At 68.1% G+C, this 17,929-nt stretch carries 18 protein-coding genes; 11 read left to right on the top strand and 7 right to left on the bottom strand.

The window, feature by feature from the left end; all coding sequences use genetic code 11:
- Nucleotides 1-3 precede the first annotated feature (3 nt).
- Both dnaJ and A6I89_RS16095 read left to right on the top strand, forming a co-directional pair.
- Nucleotides 4-1,173, top strand: coding sequence for a molecular chaperone DnaJ (gene dnaJ, locus A6I89_RS16100; protein ID WP_022597868.1), 1,170 nt, complete (start codon nt 4-6; stop codon nt 1,171-1,173).
- Between the two features lie 33 nt (nt 1,174-1,206).
- Nucleotides 1,207-1,614 carry a heat shock protein transcriptional repressor HspR gene (locus A6I89_RS16095; RefSeq protein WP_005517693.1) on the top strand — a complete coding sequence of 136 codons (408 nt, stop codon included), beginning with the start codon at nt 1,207-1,209 and terminating at the stop codon, nt 1,612-1,614.
- A 72-nt stretch (nt 1,615-1,686) separates the two neighbouring features.
- On the opposite strand, the gene A6I89_RS16090 is transcribed toward A6I89_RS16095, so the two are convergent.
- Complete coding sequence (locus tag A6I89_RS16090) at nt 1,687-2,550, bottom strand: endonuclease domain-containing protein (protein WP_022597866.1); 864 nt, start codon at nt 2,548-2,550, stop codon at nt 1,687-1,689.
- Between the two features lie 432 nt (nt 2,551-2,982).
- Here A6I89_RS16090 and A6I89_RS16085 point away from each other — a divergent pair, with 432 nt between their 5' ends.
- Genes A6I89_RS16085 through A6I89_RS16065 form a run of 5 tightly spaced genes read left to right on the top strand, consistent with a single transcriptional unit; the run spans nt 2,983 to nt 8,584 of the window.
- Entirely contained in the window at nt 2,983-4,197 is a 1,215-nt protein-coding gene (locus A6I89_RS16085) for an ABC transporter substrate-binding protein (RefSeq protein WP_005517695.1), read from the top strand.
- A 46-nt stretch (nt 4,198-4,243) separates the two neighbouring features.
- On the top strand, nt 4,244-5,101 hold the full coding sequence (locus tag A6I89_RS16080) for a branched-chain amino acid ABC transporter permease (RefSeq protein ID WP_005517696.1): 858 nt from the start codon (nt 4,244-4,246) through the stop codon (nt 5,099-5,101).
- Nucleotides 5,102-5,103: 2 nt separating this feature from the next.
- Nucleotides 5,104-6,927 (top strand): branched-chain amino acid ABC transporter ATP-binding protein/permease, encoded by a 1,824-nt coding sequence (locus A6I89_RS16075; protein WP_005517697.1) that lies wholly within the window; start codon nt 5,104-5,106, stop codon nt 6,925-6,927.
- Nucleotides 6,927-7,646: an ABC transporter ATP-binding protein gene (locus tag A6I89_RS16070; RefSeq protein WP_022597864.1), complete on the top strand. Its 720-nt coding sequence runs from the start codon at nt 6,927-6,929 to the stop codon at nt 7,644-7,646. Before A6I89_RS16075 ends, A6I89_RS16070 begins: the two co-directional genes overlap by 1 nt.
- 53 nt (nt 7,647-7,699) lie before the next feature.
- Nucleotides 7,700-8,584 (top strand): TIGR03619 family F420-dependent LLM class oxidoreductase, encoded by an 885-nt coding sequence (locus A6I89_RS16065; protein WP_022597862.1) that lies wholly within the window; start codon nt 7,700-7,702, stop codon nt 8,582-8,584.
- A gap of 4 nt (nt 8,585-8,588) precedes the next feature.
- Here A6I89_RS16065 and A6I89_RS16060 read toward each other — a convergent pair whose 3' ends face one another.
- Both A6I89_RS16060 and A6I89_RS16055 read right to left on the bottom strand, forming a co-directional pair.
- Nucleotides 8,589-9,461, bottom strand: a complete 873-nt coding sequence (locus A6I89_RS16060; protein WP_044991404.1) for a TIGR03619 family F420-dependent LLM class oxidoreductase — start codon at nt 9,459-9,461, stop codon at nt 8,589-8,591.
- Between the two features lie 72 nt (nt 9,462-9,533).
- Nucleotides 9,534-9,785, bottom strand: coding sequence for a hypothetical protein (locus A6I89_RS16055; RefSeq protein WP_005517705.1), 252 nt, complete (start codon nt 9,783-9,785; stop codon nt 9,534-9,536).
- A 150-nt stretch (nt 9,786-9,935) separates the two neighbouring features.
- Here A6I89_RS16055 and A6I89_RS16050 point away from each other — a divergent pair, with 150 nt between their 5' ends.
- Nucleotides 9,936-10,640 (top strand): PadR family transcriptional regulator, encoded by a 705-nt coding sequence (locus A6I89_RS16050; protein WP_005517706.1) that lies wholly within the window; start codon nt 9,936-9,938, stop codon nt 10,638-10,640.
- A gap of 36 nt (nt 10,641-10,676) precedes the next feature.
- On the opposite strand, the gene A6I89_RS16045 is transcribed toward A6I89_RS16050, so the two are convergent.
- The 4 genes from A6I89_RS16045 to A6I89_RS16030 all read right to left on the bottom strand — a co-directional run bounded on the left by A6I89_RS16045 (nt 10,677) and on the right by A6I89_RS16030 (nt 15,056).
- Nucleotides 10,677-11,468 carry an IclR family transcriptional regulator gene (locus A6I89_RS16045; RefSeq protein ID WP_005517707.1) on the bottom strand — a complete coding sequence of 264 codons (792 nt, stop codon included), beginning with the start codon at nt 11,466-11,468 and terminating at the stop codon, nt 10,677-10,679.
- A gap of 221 nt (nt 11,469-11,689) precedes the next feature.
- Nucleotides 11,690-12,622, bottom strand: coding sequence for a biphenyl-2,3-diol 1,2-dioxygenase (gene bphC / locus A6I89_RS16040; RefSeq protein ID WP_005517708.1), 933 nt, complete (start codon nt 12,620-12,622; stop codon nt 11,690-11,692).
- 44 nt (nt 12,623-12,666) lie between these two features.
- The gene (locus tag A6I89_RS16035) at nt 12,667-13,848 is read right to left on the bottom strand and encodes an acyl-CoA dehydrogenase family protein (protein ID WP_005517709.1); all 1,182 of its coding nucleotides are present in this window, start codon (nt 13,846-13,848) and stop codon (nt 12,667-12,669) included.
- Nucleotides 13,849-13,889: 41 nt separating this feature from the next.
- Nucleotides 13,890-15,056 carry a 3-ketosteroid-9-alpha-monooxygenase, oxygenase component gene (locus tag A6I89_RS16030; RefSeq protein ID WP_005517710.1) on the bottom strand — a complete coding sequence of 389 codons (1,167 nt, stop codon included), beginning with the start codon at nt 15,054-15,056 and terminating at the stop codon, nt 13,890-13,892.
- Nucleotides 15,057-15,313: 257 nt separating this feature from the next.
- Here A6I89_RS16030 and A6I89_RS16025 point away from each other — a divergent pair, with 257 nt between their 5' ends.
- The 3 genes from A6I89_RS16025 to A6I89_RS16015 are packed head-to-tail and all read left to right on the top strand — an operon-like array spanning nt 15,314 to nt 17,791.
- Nucleotides 15,314-16,123 (top strand): mycofactocin-coupled SDR family oxidoreductase, encoded by an 810-nt coding sequence (locus A6I89_RS16025; protein WP_044991403.1) that lies wholly within the window; start codon nt 15,314-15,316, stop codon nt 16,121-16,123.
- Entirely contained in the window at nt 16,123-16,956 is an 834-nt protein-coding gene (locus A6I89_RS16020) for a mycofactocin-coupled SDR family oxidoreductase (RefSeq protein ID WP_005517713.1), read from the top strand. Before A6I89_RS16025 ends, A6I89_RS16020 begins: the two co-directional genes overlap by 1 nt.
- A gap of 10 nt (nt 16,957-16,966) precedes the next feature.
- Nucleotides 16,967-17,791 carry an SDR family NAD(P)-dependent oxidoreductase gene (locus A6I89_RS16015; protein ID WP_022597856.1) on the top strand — a complete coding sequence of 275 codons (825 nt, stop codon included), beginning with the start codon at nt 16,967-16,969 and terminating at the stop codon, nt 17,789-17,791.
- Nucleotides 17,792-17,929: the final 138 nt, after the last annotated feature.

Below are 17,929 nucleotides of genomic sequence, written 5' to 3'. Positions count from 1 at the left end.
CCAGTGAGCCAACGGGAGTGGATCGAGAAGGACTTCTACAAGGAACTGGGCGTCTCCTCCGACGCGTCCGCCGACGACATCAAGAAGGCGTACCGGAAGCTGGCGCGGGATCTGCATCCCGACGCCAACCCCGGCGACACCAAGGCGGAGGAGCGGTTCAAGGCGGTCAGTGAGGCCAACGCGGTTCTCTCCGATCCGGCCAAGAAGAAGGAGTACGACGAGGCCCGTCGGCTCTTCGCGAGCGGCGGATTCGGCCCCGGCGCCGGGTACTCCACCGGCGGTGGTGGATTCGCTGGCGGCGGCTTCGACTTGGGCGACCTGTTCGGTGGCGGCGCCGCCGGCGGCGACGGTGGACTCGGCGACATCTTCGGCGGGCTGTTCAACCGGAGCGGCGGCCGATCCGCCTCGAGCACACGACCGCGCCGCGGCAGCGATGTCGAGACCGAGACCACCCTGGACTTCCGCGAGGCCGCGCAGGGTGTGACCGTCCCGCTGCGCCTCACGAGCCCGTCCGCCTGCACCACCTGCCACGGCAGTGGCGCCAAGCCGGGTACCAGCCCGCGAGTGTGCCCGCGCTGCAACGGCACCGGTGTCGTGAGCCGCAACCAGGGTGCATTCGGATTCAGTGAACCGTGCGACGACTGCCGCGGCACCGGATCGATCATCGACGAGCCGTGCAGCGACTGCCACGGCAACGGTGTCACCAACCGGACCCGCACCATCACCGTCCGCGTCCCCTCCGGGGTGAGTGACGGTCAGAAGATCCGTCTCGCCGGTCAGGGCGAGGCCGGTCTGCGCGGCGCGCCGTCCGGCGACCTGTACGTGACCGTCCACGTCCGCCCCGACAAGGTGTTCGGGCGCAACGGCGACGACCTGACGCTCGTGGTTCCCGTGAGCTACGGCGAACTGGTACTCGGCACCACGCTGTCCGTTCCGACGCTGGACGGCCGGGTGGGCGTGAAGGTTCCCGCCGGTACCGCGGACGGACGAATTCTCAGGGTGCGAGGGCGCGGTGTGCCCAAGCGCGGCGGAGGCGCCGGAGATCTGCTCGTCACCGTGAAGGTGGCGGTTCCGCAGAAACTCGACGATCCCGCCATCGAAGCCCTCCGGACGTACCTGGAGGCGGAGAAGGCCAGCGGATTCGATCCGCGAGCAGGATGGGCCGGGGCCTGACCGGCTCCGAACCGATCGGACAGGTGAACCATCATGAGCGACAAGCCACGCAAGAAATCGGAGGTCCCCGCGGACCCCGACGCGCGGGTGTTCGTCATCTCGGTGGCCGCCGAACTCGCCGGCATGCACGCGCAGACGCTGCGCAACTACGACCGGCTCGGACTGGTCACCCCGCACCGCACCACCGGTGGTGGACGCCGGTACTCGCCGCGGGACGTGGCGCTGCTGCGTGAAGTGCAGCGCCTGTCCCAGGACGAGGGCGTCAACCTCGCCGGCATCAAGCGCATCATCGAGCTGACCAACCAGGTGGAGGCGCTGCAGAACCGCGTCGACGAGATGGCCGCCGAGATCGCGCGCGTCCACGCGAGCTACCGCCGCGAACTCGTACCCATTCCGCGCAGCAACGCCCTCGTCGTCTGGAAACCGCGCAACCAGCGCTGATTTCGGGCCTCCAACGGGAATCCACGGCACACCTTCCGCCCGGAAGCGTGCCGTGGATTCCCGTTCGGCTTTTCACACCGGGGCGCCGGCGTCGCGTAGAACGCGGGTCACCTGCGCGATCAGCGTGGCCCGGCCGTGGATCAACTGCCGGGCCTTCACCCGGATCACCCGCCACCCCGCTGCCTCGAGCGCGTTCCAGCGTTCGACGTCGCGGTTGCGCTGCTCGGGTTCGAAGTGGTGATCACCGTCGTACTCGACGATGACGCCCCACTGTTCCCACACCATGTCGACTCGGCCGACGAAGCGGCCACGGTCCCGGATCGCCAACTGAGTGCCCGGGCGGGGGAGGCCGGCCCGGACGAGCGTCAGCCGGGTCCTGGTCTCCCACGGTGATTCGGCGCCCTCGTCGGAGGCGTCGATCACGGAGCGCAACTGCACGATTCCGCGAGCACCCGGGTGCCGTTCGGCAAACGACGCGAGTTCGGCGCGGGTGGTTCCCGTCGACTGGTAGAGCGCGTCCACGATCTCCACTGCCCGGTCGAACTCGAGTCGACGTCCCAGATCGAATGCCGTACGCAGCGGGCTCGTCAGCGCGACGCCGCCGCGGGAGGCGATCTCGGCCGCCGGGATCGCGTCGCGGTAGAGCGCGATGCCGGGTGGCGGACGAAGGTGGTCGGTGGACGCGAGCGCGCCAGGCGCAGCGCCGTCTATCCATTTGGTGCCCCACAGGGCCGCGGCGGAGTGTCCCGCGAGCGCGCCGCGGCCGCCGGCCCAACACCACACCGCTCGGGCGCGCAGGCAGGCGTCGACGTCGAGATCGTTGCGTACGTAGGTGTCCGGGTAGAGGCGGGTGTAGTGGCGACGCAGGCCGCGTCGACTCACCAACCCCCGGTCGAGCGCCACGGCGCCACGGAAAGGTTCCAGGAGTGCGGTCATGCCGAAACCGTTGCCGCGTGATCCGACGGGAAGTCGGTTCGGGAGACGCGTTCGAGAATCGTTGTGGAATTGCCGGGAGCTGTGGACAACTCCTCCGCCGGTCGGCGAACGGGAGTTCAGGACACGCGGTGGCCCGGGATCCGTGCCGGGGCTTCCCGTTGGCCGCTTCCCACCCCGTGGGGCTCCCGGTTGACGTTACCTATGTCACACCCATATGCTCCCACTCAATCAAGTGCTTGGTGAATCAAGCAAGTGCTTGATGGGAAGTGCTCGGTCGGTGAGACAGTGCAGTTCGACGTGTCGGGGCGTCTGCTGCGCCACTACCGGTTGTCAAGGTAGGGCCCTCGTGGTCGTCGGCCGGGCATTTCTGCGTCCCAAGACGCCAAGCGAGCGCTTGGTTTTGTACGTAGCGGGTGTTCTAGGAGGGCAGTCATGAAGAGTCGGCGTCCAGTTCTCGTCGCGGCAGTGGCCGCGTCGGTGTTGACGATGGCCGGGTGTGGAAGTGCGGATTCCGCCGAGGCCGGCGGTGCCGATCAGCCGTACCGCGTGCTCGTCACCGGCGGCATCAGCGCGCAGGGTGTCCTCAAGGCCAACGCGGACACGTCGATCCTCGCGACCAAGGCCGGCGTCGAGGTGCAGAACCAGGCGGGCGGCATCGGCGGCCGCAAGATCGAGCTGACCGTCGTCGACGACGCCGGCGACGCCACGATCGCGGTCACCAAGGTGCGCGAGGCGATCAACAAGCAGAAGCCGGACCTGGTCCTCAACTCCGGCCCGTCGTCCGTCGGCGCGGCCGTCCTGCCGATCCTCAAGCAGAACAAGATCCTCTCGTTCAACGTTGCGCCGACGCAGGACTCGACGGATCCGTCGAAGTTCCCGCTCAACTTCGACCTGGCGCCCGGTGCCGCCGACAATGCTCGCGGCATCGTCGGCCACGCGAAGGAGAAGGGCTACGACAGCATCGGCGTCATCCACGGCAGCACCGCCTACGGCGAGCTGTTCGGCAAGGAGATGACGACCGCGCTCGAGTCGGCAGGTCTGAAGCAGGCCGGCAACGAGGAGTACGAGGCCACCGCCCTCGACATGACCGCCCAGCTGCAGGCGCTCAAGAACGCCGGTGCCAAGGCCCTCGCGGTGGACGCCTACGGTGCCCCGCTCGGCTACCTCCTGCAGAGCATGCAGCGTCTGGGCTGGGACGTGCCGCTGGTCGGTAACACCTCGGTGGCCAGCACCAGCCTCGTCGCGAACGAGCCGCCGAACGGTGTCCTGGGCACCCCTGAGGTCAAGAACCTTGTCGCGCAGGTCTTCACGAGCACCGTGTACGACCCGGACAACGCGGCCGTGAACCAGATGGTCGACACCATGGCCTCTCTGGGCACCATCCCGTCGACGCTCATCATCGCCGACAACTACGACGCATTCCCGCTCGTCGCCGCGGCCGCGGAGAAGGCCGGCACAACCACTGACGCCGAGAAGCTCGCGCAGGCACTCGAGACCGAAGAGGTCCAGGCGAACGCCAAGACCGCGTTCCTGTCGCGCTACAACTTCACCGCCGACAACCACGGCCCCAACCCGAACCAGGACGAGATGAAGTTCATCGCGCCCACCAAGGTCGTCAACGGCCAGTTCGGTAACCCGGCGGCATGAGTTCCCTGACCAACGCTCCCTCCGCGACGCGAAGGAGGTTCTCGCAGTGACGATTCTGTGGTCGGGGCTCGCCCTCGGCGCTGTGTACGTGCTCGTCGCCATCGGGTACAACATCGTGTTCGTCTCGTCGAACACCTTCAACTTCGCGCAGGCGCAGTTGATGATGGTCGGCACGTTCGTCGCTTACACGGGTCTGGTGACCCTGAAGCTTCCCGTGCTGGTCGTCGCCGTCATGGCGACGGTGACGGTGATGGTCCTCGCCGCGATCGAGGAGGTGGTCGCGATCAGACCGGTCGCCGACCACCAGAACCAATTGGTGACGACATTGGGCGCGGCGACCCTGCTCAACGGCGCGACGCAGTTGATCTGGGGCAGCGAGCCGCTGACGGTTCCGTTCTTCGGATCGAACGATCCCATCACCCTGCTGGGTGGGCGCACGTATCCGGTGGAGATCGCGCTGCTGGTGCTGTCGATCGTGCTCGTGATCGCGCTGGGACAGCTGAGCAAGCGGACCATGACCGGTCTGGCGCTGATGGGTGTCTCGGAGGACCGCGAGGCCGCGATGCTCCGTGGCGTGAACGTGCGCCGGATCGCGATGGGCGCGTTCGCCTTCTCCGGTGCGCTCGCCGGCGTCCTCGGCCTGTTCGTCGGCCCGAAGACATTCGCGGTCGCGACGCTCGGCGCGGCACTCGCCCTCAAGGGCTTCGTCGCACTGGCGATCGGTGGATTCGGTTCGCTGCCGGGCGCTCTCATCGGTGGCCTGACGGTCGGACTGGTCGAGTCGTTCACCGCGCTGTGGTTCGGCAGCCAGTACAGCAACATCGCCGTGTTCGTGGTGCTGATCGTCATCCTGATGGTCAAGCCGGCCGGACTGTTCGGCACGGTGAAGGAACGGGTGGTGTAGCCATGCAGATCTGGCGGACTCTCCGCGCGATCCCCAGCTGGATCTTCGCGCTCGTCTTCGGTGCCGCGGTGTTCTTCGCGCCCATGCTCGGCATGGACGCCACCAACACCCGTCAGCTGCAGCTCGCCTGCATCCTCGCCCTGGTGGTCAGTGGTCTGAACCTCAGCCTCGGCTACGCAGGCGAACTCGCACTCGGTCAGGCCGCGATGTACGCGGCCGGCGCGTACACGGCCGGGCTGCTGTCACAGGCCGGGCACACCGAGATCCTGCTGCAACTGGTGGCCGCCGGTGCGGTCGCGCTCCTGGTCGGCATCATCACCGGTATCCCGGGTCTGCGCCTGGGCAGTTGGTCACTGGCGATGACGTCGTTTTTCCTGATCCTGTTGGTGCCCGACATCCTAGCGATCTTCGGTGGCAACACCGGTGGCCGTAACGGCCTGTCCGGCATGGAGCCTCCGACGCTCTTCGGGCAGGACATCGACAAGGACTTCTACTACCTCGTCGTCGGCGTGACGATCCTGTGGTTCGTGGTGATGCGCAACCTGGTGGTCTCGCGTCACGGCATCGCGTTCCGCACGCTCAAGCAGTCGCCGGTCCTCGCCCAGTCCCAGGGCGTGTCCGTGTACCGGATGAAGCTGCTCGGCTACGCGATCGGTGCCCTGCCGGCCGGTCTGGCGGGTGCCCTGTTCGCGAACACCGACCTGTTCATCTCCCCGGAGGCGTTCGGGTTCACGTTCGCCACCGCGGTGCTGGCGGCGTCGATCCTCGGTGGCTCGGCCAGCGTGTACGGCGCGGTCATCGGTGCGGCCATCATGCAGTTCGGCCCCAACCAGTCCACCGCGTTCCAGGAGTATTCGCTGCTGTTCTACGGCGGCTTCCTGATCCTCGGTGGGGTGCTGCTCTCGGGCGGTCTGACCAAGGTGTTCCGCGCCCTGGCGACCAAACTGGACCGCAAGTCCGGCATCGGGGCGATGGAGCGGCCGGAGCCACGGGATCCGAACGAGATCCCGGTCGTGGCGCCGATCTCCGGGTCCACCCTGGTCGTCGACGGCATCTCGAAGGCGTTCGGCGGCAACCAGGCGCTGAAGTCGGCGACGCTGCGCGCCGAGCCGGGGCAGGTGACGGCGTTGATCGGCCCGAACGGTTCGGGCAAGACGACGATGCTGAACATGATCTGCGGCTTCTACACCGCGGACGCGGGCCGGATCGTCATCGGCGACACCGAGGTTCAGAAGTTCTCGTCGCACCGGGTGGCACGGGAGGGCGTGGCCCGCACGTTCCAGACCCCGAACATCCCCGAGAACGTCACCGTGCTCGAGGCGGTCGCGTCGGGTCGGTACATGACCGACCGGGCGTCGATGATCTCCGCGATCCTGCGGCTGCCGAGCTTCCGCAAGGTCGCCAAGGCGGACATCGCCGAGGCCGAGCGGGTTCTCGAGCTCGTCGGTATGTCGCACCTGCGCAACGAGGTCGCCACGTCGCTGCCGCTGGGCATGCGGCGCATGCTCGAGGTGGCCCGCGCGGTGATCGCCGAACCGCGCGTGCTGCTGCTCGACGAGATCGCGTCCGGCATGGACGAGGACGAACTGGTGCGGTTGTCGGTGCTGATCCAGGCACTGCGCGACGCCGGAGCCACCGTGCTCCTGGTGGAGCACAACTTCCGACTGGTCCTCTCGCTCGCCGACACCATCGTCGTGCTGGCACAGGGACAGGTCATCGCGTCCGGCCCGCCCGCGGAGATCGAGCATCACCCTCGGGTGCTCAGCGAGTACCTCGGTGTCGATCCCGACAGCGGCACGGCCTCCGAGCTGGAGAAGGTGGAGTGATGAAACCGGTTCTGAGCGTTCGGAATCTGCAGTCCGGTTACGGTGACCTGCGGGTGGTGTGGGACGTCTCGTTCGACGTCTACCCGGGGCAGGTCACGGCACTGCTGGGTCGCAACGGCGCCGGCAAGACCAGCACGCTGCGCGCCGTCTCGGGCCTGAACAAGGTCCACGGCGGCACCATCGAGATGGACGGACAGGACATCTCCGGTGTCGCCGCGCACCAGCGGGTGCGCCGCGGGATGGCGTACGTGCAGGAGGGCAAACGGGTCTTCCACAAGCAGACCATCGAGCAGAACCTGCTGCTCGGCGGCTACACCCGGAAGATGCGGCGCAGCGCGCTCAAGCCCGACGTCGAGCGCATCTACGAGATGTTCCCGATCCTGGGTGAGAAGCGGAACCTGCTGGCGGGCTCGATGTCCGGTGGCCAGCAGCAGATGCTTGCGATCGGTGCGGCACTGATGTCGAACCCGACGCTGCTGCTGCTCGACGAGCCGTCCGGCGGTCTCGCCCCCGTCATCGTCAACGAGGTGATGGAGCGGGTGCAGCTGCTCAAGGAGACCGGCCTGGCCGTGCTCCTCGTCGAGCAGGCCGTCGAGGCGGCGATGAGCGTCGCCGACCACGTCACCGTCCTCGACATCGGCAAGGTCGTCATGGACTCGCCGGCGTCGGAGATCGACGACATCGCGGTCCTCAAGGACGCGTACTTCGGGCGCGTCTGACACACCCCGCCGAACACGGATACGGCATTTCACGGATACGAGGAGAGGAACACATGCGGATCGGACTGGACGTCTTCGGCGCCGAGCGCTTCTACGACGGCGACCACCGCGGGCTGCTCGATCTGGCGGCCGAGGCCGACCGGCGGGGCGTCGACCTGATCACGACGTCGGACCATCTCGGGTTCTCGCGGCAGGCGCACGCCGAACGGGTGCGGGACAACGGCTTCCCGTTCGAACTGGGGCAGCCGTGGCTCGAACCGATGTCGCTGCTGTCGGCGGTGGCCGCGGTGACCGAGCGGGTGGACCTCGGGGTGTACGTGCTGGTGGCCCCGCTGCGCCCGGCACTGCTGCTGGCCAAACAGATCGCGACGCTGGACGTGTTGTCCCGCGGCCGCACCCGGATCGGGGTGGGGGTGGGCTGGCAGCAGGCCGAGTACGCGGCGGCGGGCATTCCGTTCGAGCGTCGGTTCGGCCGACTCGAGGAGACGGTGGCCGCGTGCCGCGAACTGTGGGACGCGCCGCCGGCGTCGTTCACCGGCAGCGGATTCGCGTTCGACGACTTCCACAGCCTGCCCCGGCCCGTGCAGACCCGGGTCCCGATCATCTTCGGGATGGCGCCGTCCAAGCGGAACTTCGACCGGATCGCGCGCGTCGGCGACGGCTGGACCGCGGCACCCGCCGACACGGTCCGGCTCGCGGAGAGCATCACGCTGCTGCGCACCTGCTTCGAGGAACAGGGCCGCGACCCGGCCGAGGCCGAGGTCCAGATGATGCTGCCGACGGCCCGCGGCTTCGACGCGATGAAGGCGTCGGCGCGCGAAGCCCGGGACCTCGGCGTCGACACCGTGCTGGTGCGGCCGTCGGCGCTGGACATCGGCGCCGACGACCTCGACGAATTTCTCACCTGGACGGTGGGACTCGACGGACGCCGGGACTGACGTCTCAGACGCGCGCGGCGTCGTCCGCGAAGCGGCGGACGGCGTCGAGGCGCCCCCGCGGATCCGACGGGTCGACGTCGTACAGCCGCCACGGCGTGACCCGGCACCGGGTGACGCCGATGTCGGCCAGGGCGCGATAGCCGTCGATGTCGGAGACGTCGGTGGGGGAGACGTCGATCTCGAACGGCTCGTTCTCCCGGCCGTTTTCGGTGCGCAGTTCGGTCAGGCGCGCGATCGCGTCCTGCAGTTGCACGGTGTCGGTGTTGACGGAGATCCAGCCGTCGGCGAAGCGTGCGGCACGGCGCAGTCCGGCCTCGCTGTGGCCGCCGCCGTAGACGGGCACGGGACGATCCGGCGCGGGGCTGATCATCAACCGGTCGAAGTCGTAGTGCTTGCCGTGGAACTCGACCCATTGGGGTCCGTTGCCGGCGCAGACGGCTCGCAGGATCTGGATGGCCTCGTCGGTCCGGGCGCCGCGGGTGCGCATCTCGGTGCCGGTGAAACGGAACTCCTCGGGAATCCACGACAGTCCGACGCCGATCGCGATCCGGTTGCCGGACATCACCGCCATCGTCGAGACCTGCTTGGCGGTGAGCAGCGGGTCACGCAGCGGCAGTTTCAGGACGTTGGTGTAGAAGCCGATTCGCGTGGTGACGGCGGCCATCGCGGTCATTGCGATGAACGGGTCCGGCATCGGGGTCTCGGGGGACCACATCCGCTTGCCGTCGGGCGAGTACGGGTAGTCGGCCGAGACGTGTTCGGGATAGAACACCGAATCCGGCATGGCGATCGCGTCGTAGCCGCACTCGTCGGCCACGCGCGCCAGTTCGATCAGCTCTGGGGTCGCGATCATCGCGCCCGGCAATGCCCACTTCATCGTTCGAACGTAGGGCACGAATCGAGCTGGGGGCGTGACAATCCCGGTAGCAGGGACTGCCACGCCGACCGATCACTCGAGGCGTCCGGGCACCGGGTAGCTGCGCAGCGACAGGCCGAGCTGGCCGGAGATGATCAGGTCGTCGATCGTCTCCTGCAGCTTGTGGCAGGTGGGGACCCATGCGCGACCGTCCTGGGTCCGCGACTCGGCGAACTGGGGGCACGCGTTGTCGGCGTCGTCGAGCCACTGGATGCTGGTGTGGGCATCGCTGTACTTCTCGACGAGCACTCGGTTACCGCAGGTGTTGCAGTTGACGCTTTCCATGGACGGACCTCCTGATTCCTCCGGTGACGGTAGTCACTTATCGGGCCCCGCGCGTGCGGTTCTCCCACCGAGCGGGAGGCTCGCTCCCGGTGAGTGGGCATGTGCTACTCGCCTGTAACCCGCTTCTACCTGGGCTGTTAGGCTTCGGCCATGTCCGACACCGAGCCCGTCACCGACGCCGACGACGCCGGCTACCCGTCGCTGCCCGCGACCAGCTGGGCGGTTCTGGGGATGCTGACCCTGGGCGAGGGGCTCACCGGATACGACCTCAAGAAGTGGGCCGACTGGAGCATCGGGTTCTTCTACTGGAGCCCGTCGATCAGCCAGGTGTACGGCGAACTCAAGAAGCTCGAGGCCTCCGGGTTGGTGGAGTCCGAGATGGTCTCCGAGCCCGGCGAGCGCGGACGTCGCGTCTACACGATCACCGCGCGCGGGACCCGTGCCGTGCGGAACTGGTCCCGTGACGCGCCGGTCGAGCAGCCGGTGCTCAAGCACGGTTTACTACTCCGGTTGTGGATGGGCCATCTCAACGAGCCCGAGCAGCTGAAGGCGTTGGTGCAGTCGCACATCGACAACATGGAGGACCTCCGGCAGCGCGCGCAGCTGCACGGCGACCACGCCACGCGCGAGCCGGCGTGGGCGTTCTCCAAGATGAGCTTGAAGTGGGCGCAGCGCTACTACCAGTCGGAGATCGACCTCGCGAAGGAACTGCTCGCCGACATCGACGACGCCGCCGAGACGCTCTCGCGGGTGCGCGAACGCGACGAACTCGGCAACCCGATCCCGGAGGTGGCCGGATCCTGGCGTGATGTCGAGGATTTCGTCCAGGGCCTGGGGAAGGGCGAGCAGGGCTGACTGCCCTACCCTCCCTCGGGCCGGTCTGATCGGAACTCAGGCGTACTGCAGTCGGGTGCGCGGCGCCGCCGTGGGCAGGCTCTGCAGACGATTGCGGTGCGTGATCGGTGCGGCGCCGCGGGTGCGTCCGGTCATCGCCTGGAGGATCGAGGCGGCGGCCATTCGCACCGGCGCGGTGTGCCGGTGGTCGAACTTGAGATGGGTGGTCGGCCCGCAGATCGAGATGGCGGCGGTGACCCCTCCGATGGGTCCGACCGGGACCGCGATCATGCCGATGCCGCCGGAGATCTGGCTGACCTCGTACGCGACCCCCATCTCGCGGACCTTGTGCAGTTCCGGCGTGAAGTCGAGGAGGTCCTCGCTGCCGCCCGGCGTGTACGCGAGCAGGGCCTTGCCGATCGCGGAGTTGCGGGCCGGGTAGCGGCTGCCCACGCGGGTCGGTAGCTCGGCGGCGAGGCGACCGCCGACCTTGTCGAGGTAGAGCACGTCGGTGCCGTCGAGCACGCCGAGGTGGACGACGTACCCGGTGACGCGGTGCAGTTCCTGGAGAATCGGGGCCGCCGCGGTGTGCAGGCGGTTCTGGTGGACGGCGATCGAGCCGAGCTCCATCAGCCGCGTCCCCAGCTCGTAGTCGCGACCCTCGCGTCGCAGCCACCGCATGTCGACGAGTCGTTCGAGGATCCGGTGCGCCGACGAGCGCGGCAGTCCGGTGCGCTTGACGACCTGGGCGAGCGTGAGGCGGCCGGGGCCGTCGAACGTGTCCAGGACGAGCGAGACTCGCTCGAGAATTGCGGTCGGAGCCGCGTCCGTGGAGTCGTGTGCGGTCATCGATGTCTCCCTCACTGTTGTCGAGCATCGCGGCGAGACCCATCTGACGTGGGTGTTTCGATTAGAAATAATCGCACACGATTCGAGATTTGTGAAGTGGATCACCAAGATCGGTAAACGCCGAAAGGGGGAACCCGGCTGTCCCTGGTGGGACGGGGTTCCCCCTGACGGGAGCGGTGTGCAGTTGTGGAGCGGTCTTACCGTGCAGTTGTGGAGCGGTCTTACATCGCGGCGAGCGGCTCGCTACCGGACCAGTCGTGGCCCCAGTAGCTGTCGGCGGTGATCTCCTCGGACGTGTAGAACGCCTCGTCGACCAGGCTGCCTTCGGTGCCGAACTCGATGTCCCAACCACCGGGGGCGCGGACGTAGAAGGACACCATCTTGTCGTTGGTGTGGCGGCCCAGCGTCGAGGACACCGAGAAACCGTCCTTCATCACGCGGTCGAGCGCCTGGCCGACGGCGTCGAGCGTGTCGACCTCGACCATGATGTGCACCAGGCCGGGGGCTCCGCCGTGCGGGGCCGGGCACAGCGCCAGGCTGTGGTGACGCTGGTTGACACCCAGGAAGCGCACCCGCAGCGGACCGAACTCCGGCGGTGCCGGGATCCGGAAGGCGCCGCGCGGCAGGAAGCCGAGGACGTCGGTGTAGAAGTCGAACGTGCCGTTCGGATCCATCGTGGGCAGCACGACGTGGCCGAGACCCTGTGCGCCGGTGACGAACTTGGCGCCGAACGGGGTGACGACCGGGCTGTGGTCGAGGACCGCGCCGTGGAAGACCTCGAGCGTGGTGCCGGCCGGATCCTGGAAGGTGATGACCTCCTCGACGCGGCGCGCGTCCGCCTCCTCGAGTGAGAGCGGCTTGACCGCGATGCCGGCGCGCTCGACGGCCTCCTTTACCCGGACCAGGGCGGCGTGGTCGCGGACCTCCCAGCCGACGGTGACGACCTCGTCGGTCTCACCCGGCACGACGACGATGCGGGCGGCCCGCTCGTCCACGCGCAGGTAGAGGGCATCGGGGTCCGGGCCGGAGCCCTGTGCGAAGCCGAGCACGTCGAACGCGAAGGTGCGCCAGCGCTCGATGTCGTTGGTCTGGACCTTCACGTAGCCCAGAGCGCGGATGTCGGTGCCGAAGCCGCCGACATTGGGGTTCGTCATGGTTTGTCTCCGTTGTGAATTCGAAGTAGTGGTAATCCAGCGGATCAGATCATGGAACGCAGCGGACCCTGCGGATCCACGCCGAGGCTGCTCAGCGTCGCCGCGTGGTACACGGTGCCGGGGACGTGGATCGCGTGGTGCAGACCCGCGTGTGCGTCACGCCAGAAGCGCTGCATCGGCTTGTCCATGCGCAGTGCGTTGCCGCCGCAGCGGGCGTAGACCTGGTCGATCGCCGTGACGGCCTGCCAGGCGGCGTTGACCTGGGTCTCGCGGCCGAGCGCGCGCTGCTCGAACGTCGGAGTCTTGCCGGCGTCCACCAGATCCCACATGCGATCGACGTTGGCCAGCAGCGAGTCCCGGGCCGCACGCAGCTTCGCGGTGGCCTCGCCCACCGCGAACATCGTGTACGGGTCGTCCTTGACCGCGGTGCCCTGCGGGTTGATCCGCTCGCGCTGGTACTCGTTGGCGTGGTGCAGCACGCCCTCGCAGATGCCGATCGTGGCCGACGTGATGCCGAGCGGGAACATGTTGGACCACGGCATCAGGTACAGCGTCTCGGTGCGGCCGTACTTGCGCACCGCGGTGCCGTCGATGACCTCGTCGCAGTCCATGACGCGGTAATCCGGCACGAACGCGTCCTTGACGACGACGTCCTTGGAGCCGGTGCCGCGCAGACCCACGACGTCCCACGAGTCCTCGATGATCTCGTAGTCGGTGCGCGGGATGATCACGTGCAGCATCCGGGGCGGCATCTCCATGCTGCCGTCCGGGTTGCAGGCGAAGGCCCCCAGGAAGGCCCAGTCGCAGTGGTCCGTTCCCGAGGAGAACGACCACTTGCCGGAGAACTTGTATCCGCCGTCGACCGGCACGCACATGCCGCCGGGCATGTACGGCGACGCGAGCCACGTGTCCTGATCCTCGCCCCAGACCTCCTGCTGGACCTTGGGGTCGGCGAAGGCCAGCTGCCACGGGTGCACGCCGACGATGCCGTGGACCCAGCCGGCCGACGGATTCAGCGACGCCGTGCGCATGACGGTCTCCGCGAACTCGCGCGGATGGACCTCGAGGCCTCCGTGCTCCTTCGGCTGGAGCATCCGGATCGAGCCGGCCTCCTTCATGCGCTTGGCGGTCGCATCGGCCACCTTGCCGATCCGCTCGGCCTCCACGCCCTCGACGAAGATGTCGTCGGCGGCGGCCTCGATGCGGGACAGGACTTCGTAACTCATCTGGATTTCCTTCTGGGTGGTGTGGTTCGGCGAACCGGAGGCTAGGAGTTCGCGGGCGAGTTCGGGGCCTGCTTGGCCATGTTCTCGGCGACTTCCTGCTCCCAGCTCGCGACCGCCCGGGTGGTGTCGATCTCGAACTCGAAGCGCTTGGTCATGTCTTCCGTGATGTCTTCGACATCGACGTAGAACTGCTGGTACCAGCGGCGCAGCTGGTAGACCGGCCCGTCCTCCTCCGACAGCAGCGGGTTGTCGATGGGCGCCTTGTTCTTCCAGATCTCGACGTCCTGCTCGAAGCCCATCTCGACACCCTCGGCGAACTGCGCCGCCATGCCGGTCGACTCCTCCTCCGACAGGCCCGGCAGCTTCTTGACGATCGCGCCGTACTGCAGCACGAACTCGTTGTTGCTCACCGGGTAGTGGCAGTTGATGAGGACGGTCTCGATGGTCTGGCCGTTGGCGTCCGACTCGAGCCAGTCGATCATGTACGACGGGCCGAAGTACGTGGCCTCCGAACGCAGCTCGGCGTTGGGGTCGTCGTAGTTGGTGCCCGAGACGATGTCCTCACGGCCGGTCGAGTGCATGTACTGCGTGGCGGTGTGGCCCTCGAAGACGTTCTTGAAGTAGCGCGGGAACGAGTAGTGGATGTAGAAGAAGTGCGCCATGTCGACGACGTTGTCGACGATCTCGCGGCAGTGCGAACCCTTGATGCGCAGGGTCTTCCAGCTCCAGTCGGTCCACTCGTCGGTGCCGTAGCCCGCGATCTCGGGGATCGTGACGTCGGCCGGCGGCGGGTTGCCCTGCGGGTCGTTCCAGACGTACAGCTGGCCGTTGCGCTCGAGCGTGGTCCACGCGCGGGTCTTGGCGACCGGGGGAACGCGCCGGGCGTAGGGAATGTCGGTGCACTTGCCCTTGCCGTTCCAGCGCCAGTCGTGGAACGGACAGGCGATGGTGTCGCCCTTGATCTCGCCCTGGCTCAGGTCGCCGCCCATGTGGCGGCAGTACGCGTCGAGGACGTTGAGCTCGCCCTTGCTGTCGGCGAACACGACCAGCTTGGTGCCGAACGCCTCGATCGAGTGCGGCTTGCCGTCCTTGAAGTCCCGGATGAGACCGAGGCAGTGCCAGCCGCGCGCGAAACGGGTGGGCGCCGCAGCGGCCACGATCTCGCGGATCTCGTCGGTGTCGTTGGTGGGGGCAGCGTCGAATGCCATGTGTTCCTCCGTGCAGTGAGGGGTCGCCGTCCTGTGATGCGCCTCATAGAACTCGGCGGCGTGTCGCGCGGGAAGGGCTTCTCCCGCTGGGTGGAACACCCTGGTAGCTGTGGTATAGCACCACGTCGTCCCGTTGCTCACGCAGTGCGTGAGATGCGGGACGGCCGGACACCACGGGGGCCTCCCACCACACGGGACGAACCCTGCCGCCGGCTCGGTCGCGCTGGTTAGCGTCGCGAAGGGCGAAAGGACTGACCATGACACGAATGGCCGGCAAGGTCGTGCTCATCACGGGCGCAGGCAAGGGAATGGGACGCACGCACGCGGTCCGTCTCGCGGAGGAGGGCGCCGACATCCTCGCGATCGACCTCCCCGGGGAGCGGTCGGAGGCCGACCTGGCCGAGACCGCGCGCCTCGTGCGGGAACTGGGCCGCCGCGCGGTCACCGGCACCGCGGACATCCGGGACCTCGACGCGCTCACCGCGGCCGTGCAGGCGGGCGTGCGCGAGCTGGGCCCGCTCGACACCGTCGTCGCCAACGCCGGTATCTGCGACAACCCCGGACCGTCGTGGACGATCGACGACGACATCTGGAACCGGTCGATCGACGTCAACGTCACCGGCACGTGGCACACCGTCAAGGCGGGTGTCGCCGAACTGAACCCGGACGGCGGTTCGGTCGTCATCGTCAGTTCCACCGCCGCGATCAAGGCCGTGCCCGGCGCGTCGCACTACTCGGCGGCCAAGCACGCGATCACCGGTCTGTCCAAGACTCTCGCGAACGAACTGGGCAAGCGGTCGATCCGCGTCAACACGATTCACCCCGGCGCCGTCGCGACGCCGATGACGATCAATCCGACGACGTTCGCCCGTCTGCGTCCCGACCTCGAGAACCCGACCGAGGCCGACGTCGCCGAGGTGCTGTCGCAGCGGATGCTGCTGCCGGTGCCGTGGGTGGAGTCGATCGACGTGAGCAATGCGGTGCTGTTCCTGGCATCGGACGAATCCCGGTACGTCACAGGCCTGCAGATGGTCATCGATGCCGGTCAGACCCAGAAGGTGGCGTGATGAGCGGACGTCTCGAAGGCAAGGTCGCGCTGATCACCGGCGCCGCGCGGGGAATGGGGCGCGCGCAGGCGGTGCGCTTCGCGCAGGAGGGCGCCGACATCATCGCCGTCGACGTGTGCGCGCCCGTCGAACATTCGACCACCCCCGGAGCGTCGCCGGAGGATCTCGCCGAGACCGTGCGGCAGGTGGAGTCGCTGGGCCGCAAGATCTGCGCGTTCGAGGCCGACGTCCGGGACCAGCAGGCGCTGACGTCCGCGGTCGACGCCGGTGTCGAGGCGCTCGGGCGGCTCGACGTCATCTGCGCGACCGCCGGTATCAGCTCGTCCGGTGCCGCCGTCGAGATGGGCGCCGAGCGTTGGCAGACCATGCTCGACGTGAACCTCACCGGCGTGTGGCGCACCTGCAAGGCCGGCATCCCGCACATCGTCGACGGCGGCCGCGGTGGCTCGATCATCCTGATCAGCTCCATCGCGGGTCTGCGCGGACTGGTGAGCGTCGGGCACTACACGGCCGCCAAGCACGGCGTCGTCGGCCTGATGAAGTCGCTGGCGAACGAGCTTGCGCCGCACAGCGTGCGGGTCAACACGATCCATCCCGCGAACACGCGGACCACGATGATCCAGAACGAGTCCACGATGCGGACGTTCTGCCCCGGTGTCGACGAGCCGACGCAGGAACAGTTCGAGGCGGGAACGCAGTCGATGCACCTGCTGCCCGTCGCGATGATCGAACCCGAGGACATCGCCAACGCGAGCCTGTTCCTCGCGTCCGACGAATCCCGCTACATCACCGGCGTGACGTTGCCGGTCGATGCCGGCCACTGCGTGAAGTAGGAGGAGACCTGTGAGGCTCGAGGATCTGCGAGGCCGCACCGCGGTCGTGACCGGTGCGGGCAGCGGGATCGGGGAGGGCGCCGCGCGGTACGCGGCGTCGCTCGGCATGAACGTGGTGCTCGCCGACGTCGCGGCCGAGCGGTTGGACGCCGTCGCCGCCGACCTGCGGGCCGACGGAGCCGCCGTGCTCGCGATGCCGACCGATGTCCGCGACGCCGCCGCGGTCGACGCGCTCGCCGAAGCCGCCTATGCCGAGTTCGGCGAGGTGACGGTGCTGCTCAACAACGCCGGTCTCGAGTCGCTCGGTTTCACGTGGGAGGTGCCCGCCGACGAGTGGCGGCGGGTGATCGATGTGAACCTGCTCGGCGTCTTCCACGGCATCCGGTCGTTCGTTCCGCGGATGGGCGCCGACCCGCGGCCGTCGCACATCGTCAACACGTGCTCGGTGGGCGGCATCGCGATCACCCCGCGGATGACCGCGTACGCGGCGTCCAAGCACGGCGTCCAGGCGCTCACCGAGAGCGTGTATCTCGAATGCGCCGAGGCGTTCCCGCAGATCGCGGTGTCGGTGTTCAGTCCGGGCCAGGTGGCCACGCGGATCTTCGAGGACGCCCCGGTACACGAGCAGACCGCGGCCGACGCCGGATTCTGGCGCGACCAGATCCGGGAAGGCATGACCGCGGACGAGGCCGCGAAGCTGCTGTTCGACGGCATCGCCCGCGACGACTTCTGGATCCTCACGCACCCCGAGTCGTTCGAGCGGCTCGCGTCCAAGCGCGCCCGGGTGCTCGGCGAGAAGCTACGTCCCGACGCGCTGTTCGACGGCCGGAACTGAGGGGTGCGGGGCCGGGCGGGAAGGTGTAACAGGTTCCAGTTCTGCCGTAATGCGGTTATCGTGTCGGTGACCCGGGCCACACTGGCCGACCCGGCGCGACGGGCGCGCGCAGCGCTGCCGTCGGATCCGTGCACGCAG

Origin of the sequence: Prescottella equi (assembly GCF_002094305.1) — a bacterium.
Taxonomy (GTDB): domain Bacteria; phylum Actinomycetota; class Actinomycetes; order Mycobacteriales; family Mycobacteriaceae; genus Prescottella; species Prescottella equi.
Note: the sequence above shows the minus strand (reverse complement) of the source record. Positions and strands in the feature narration are given on the sequence as shown.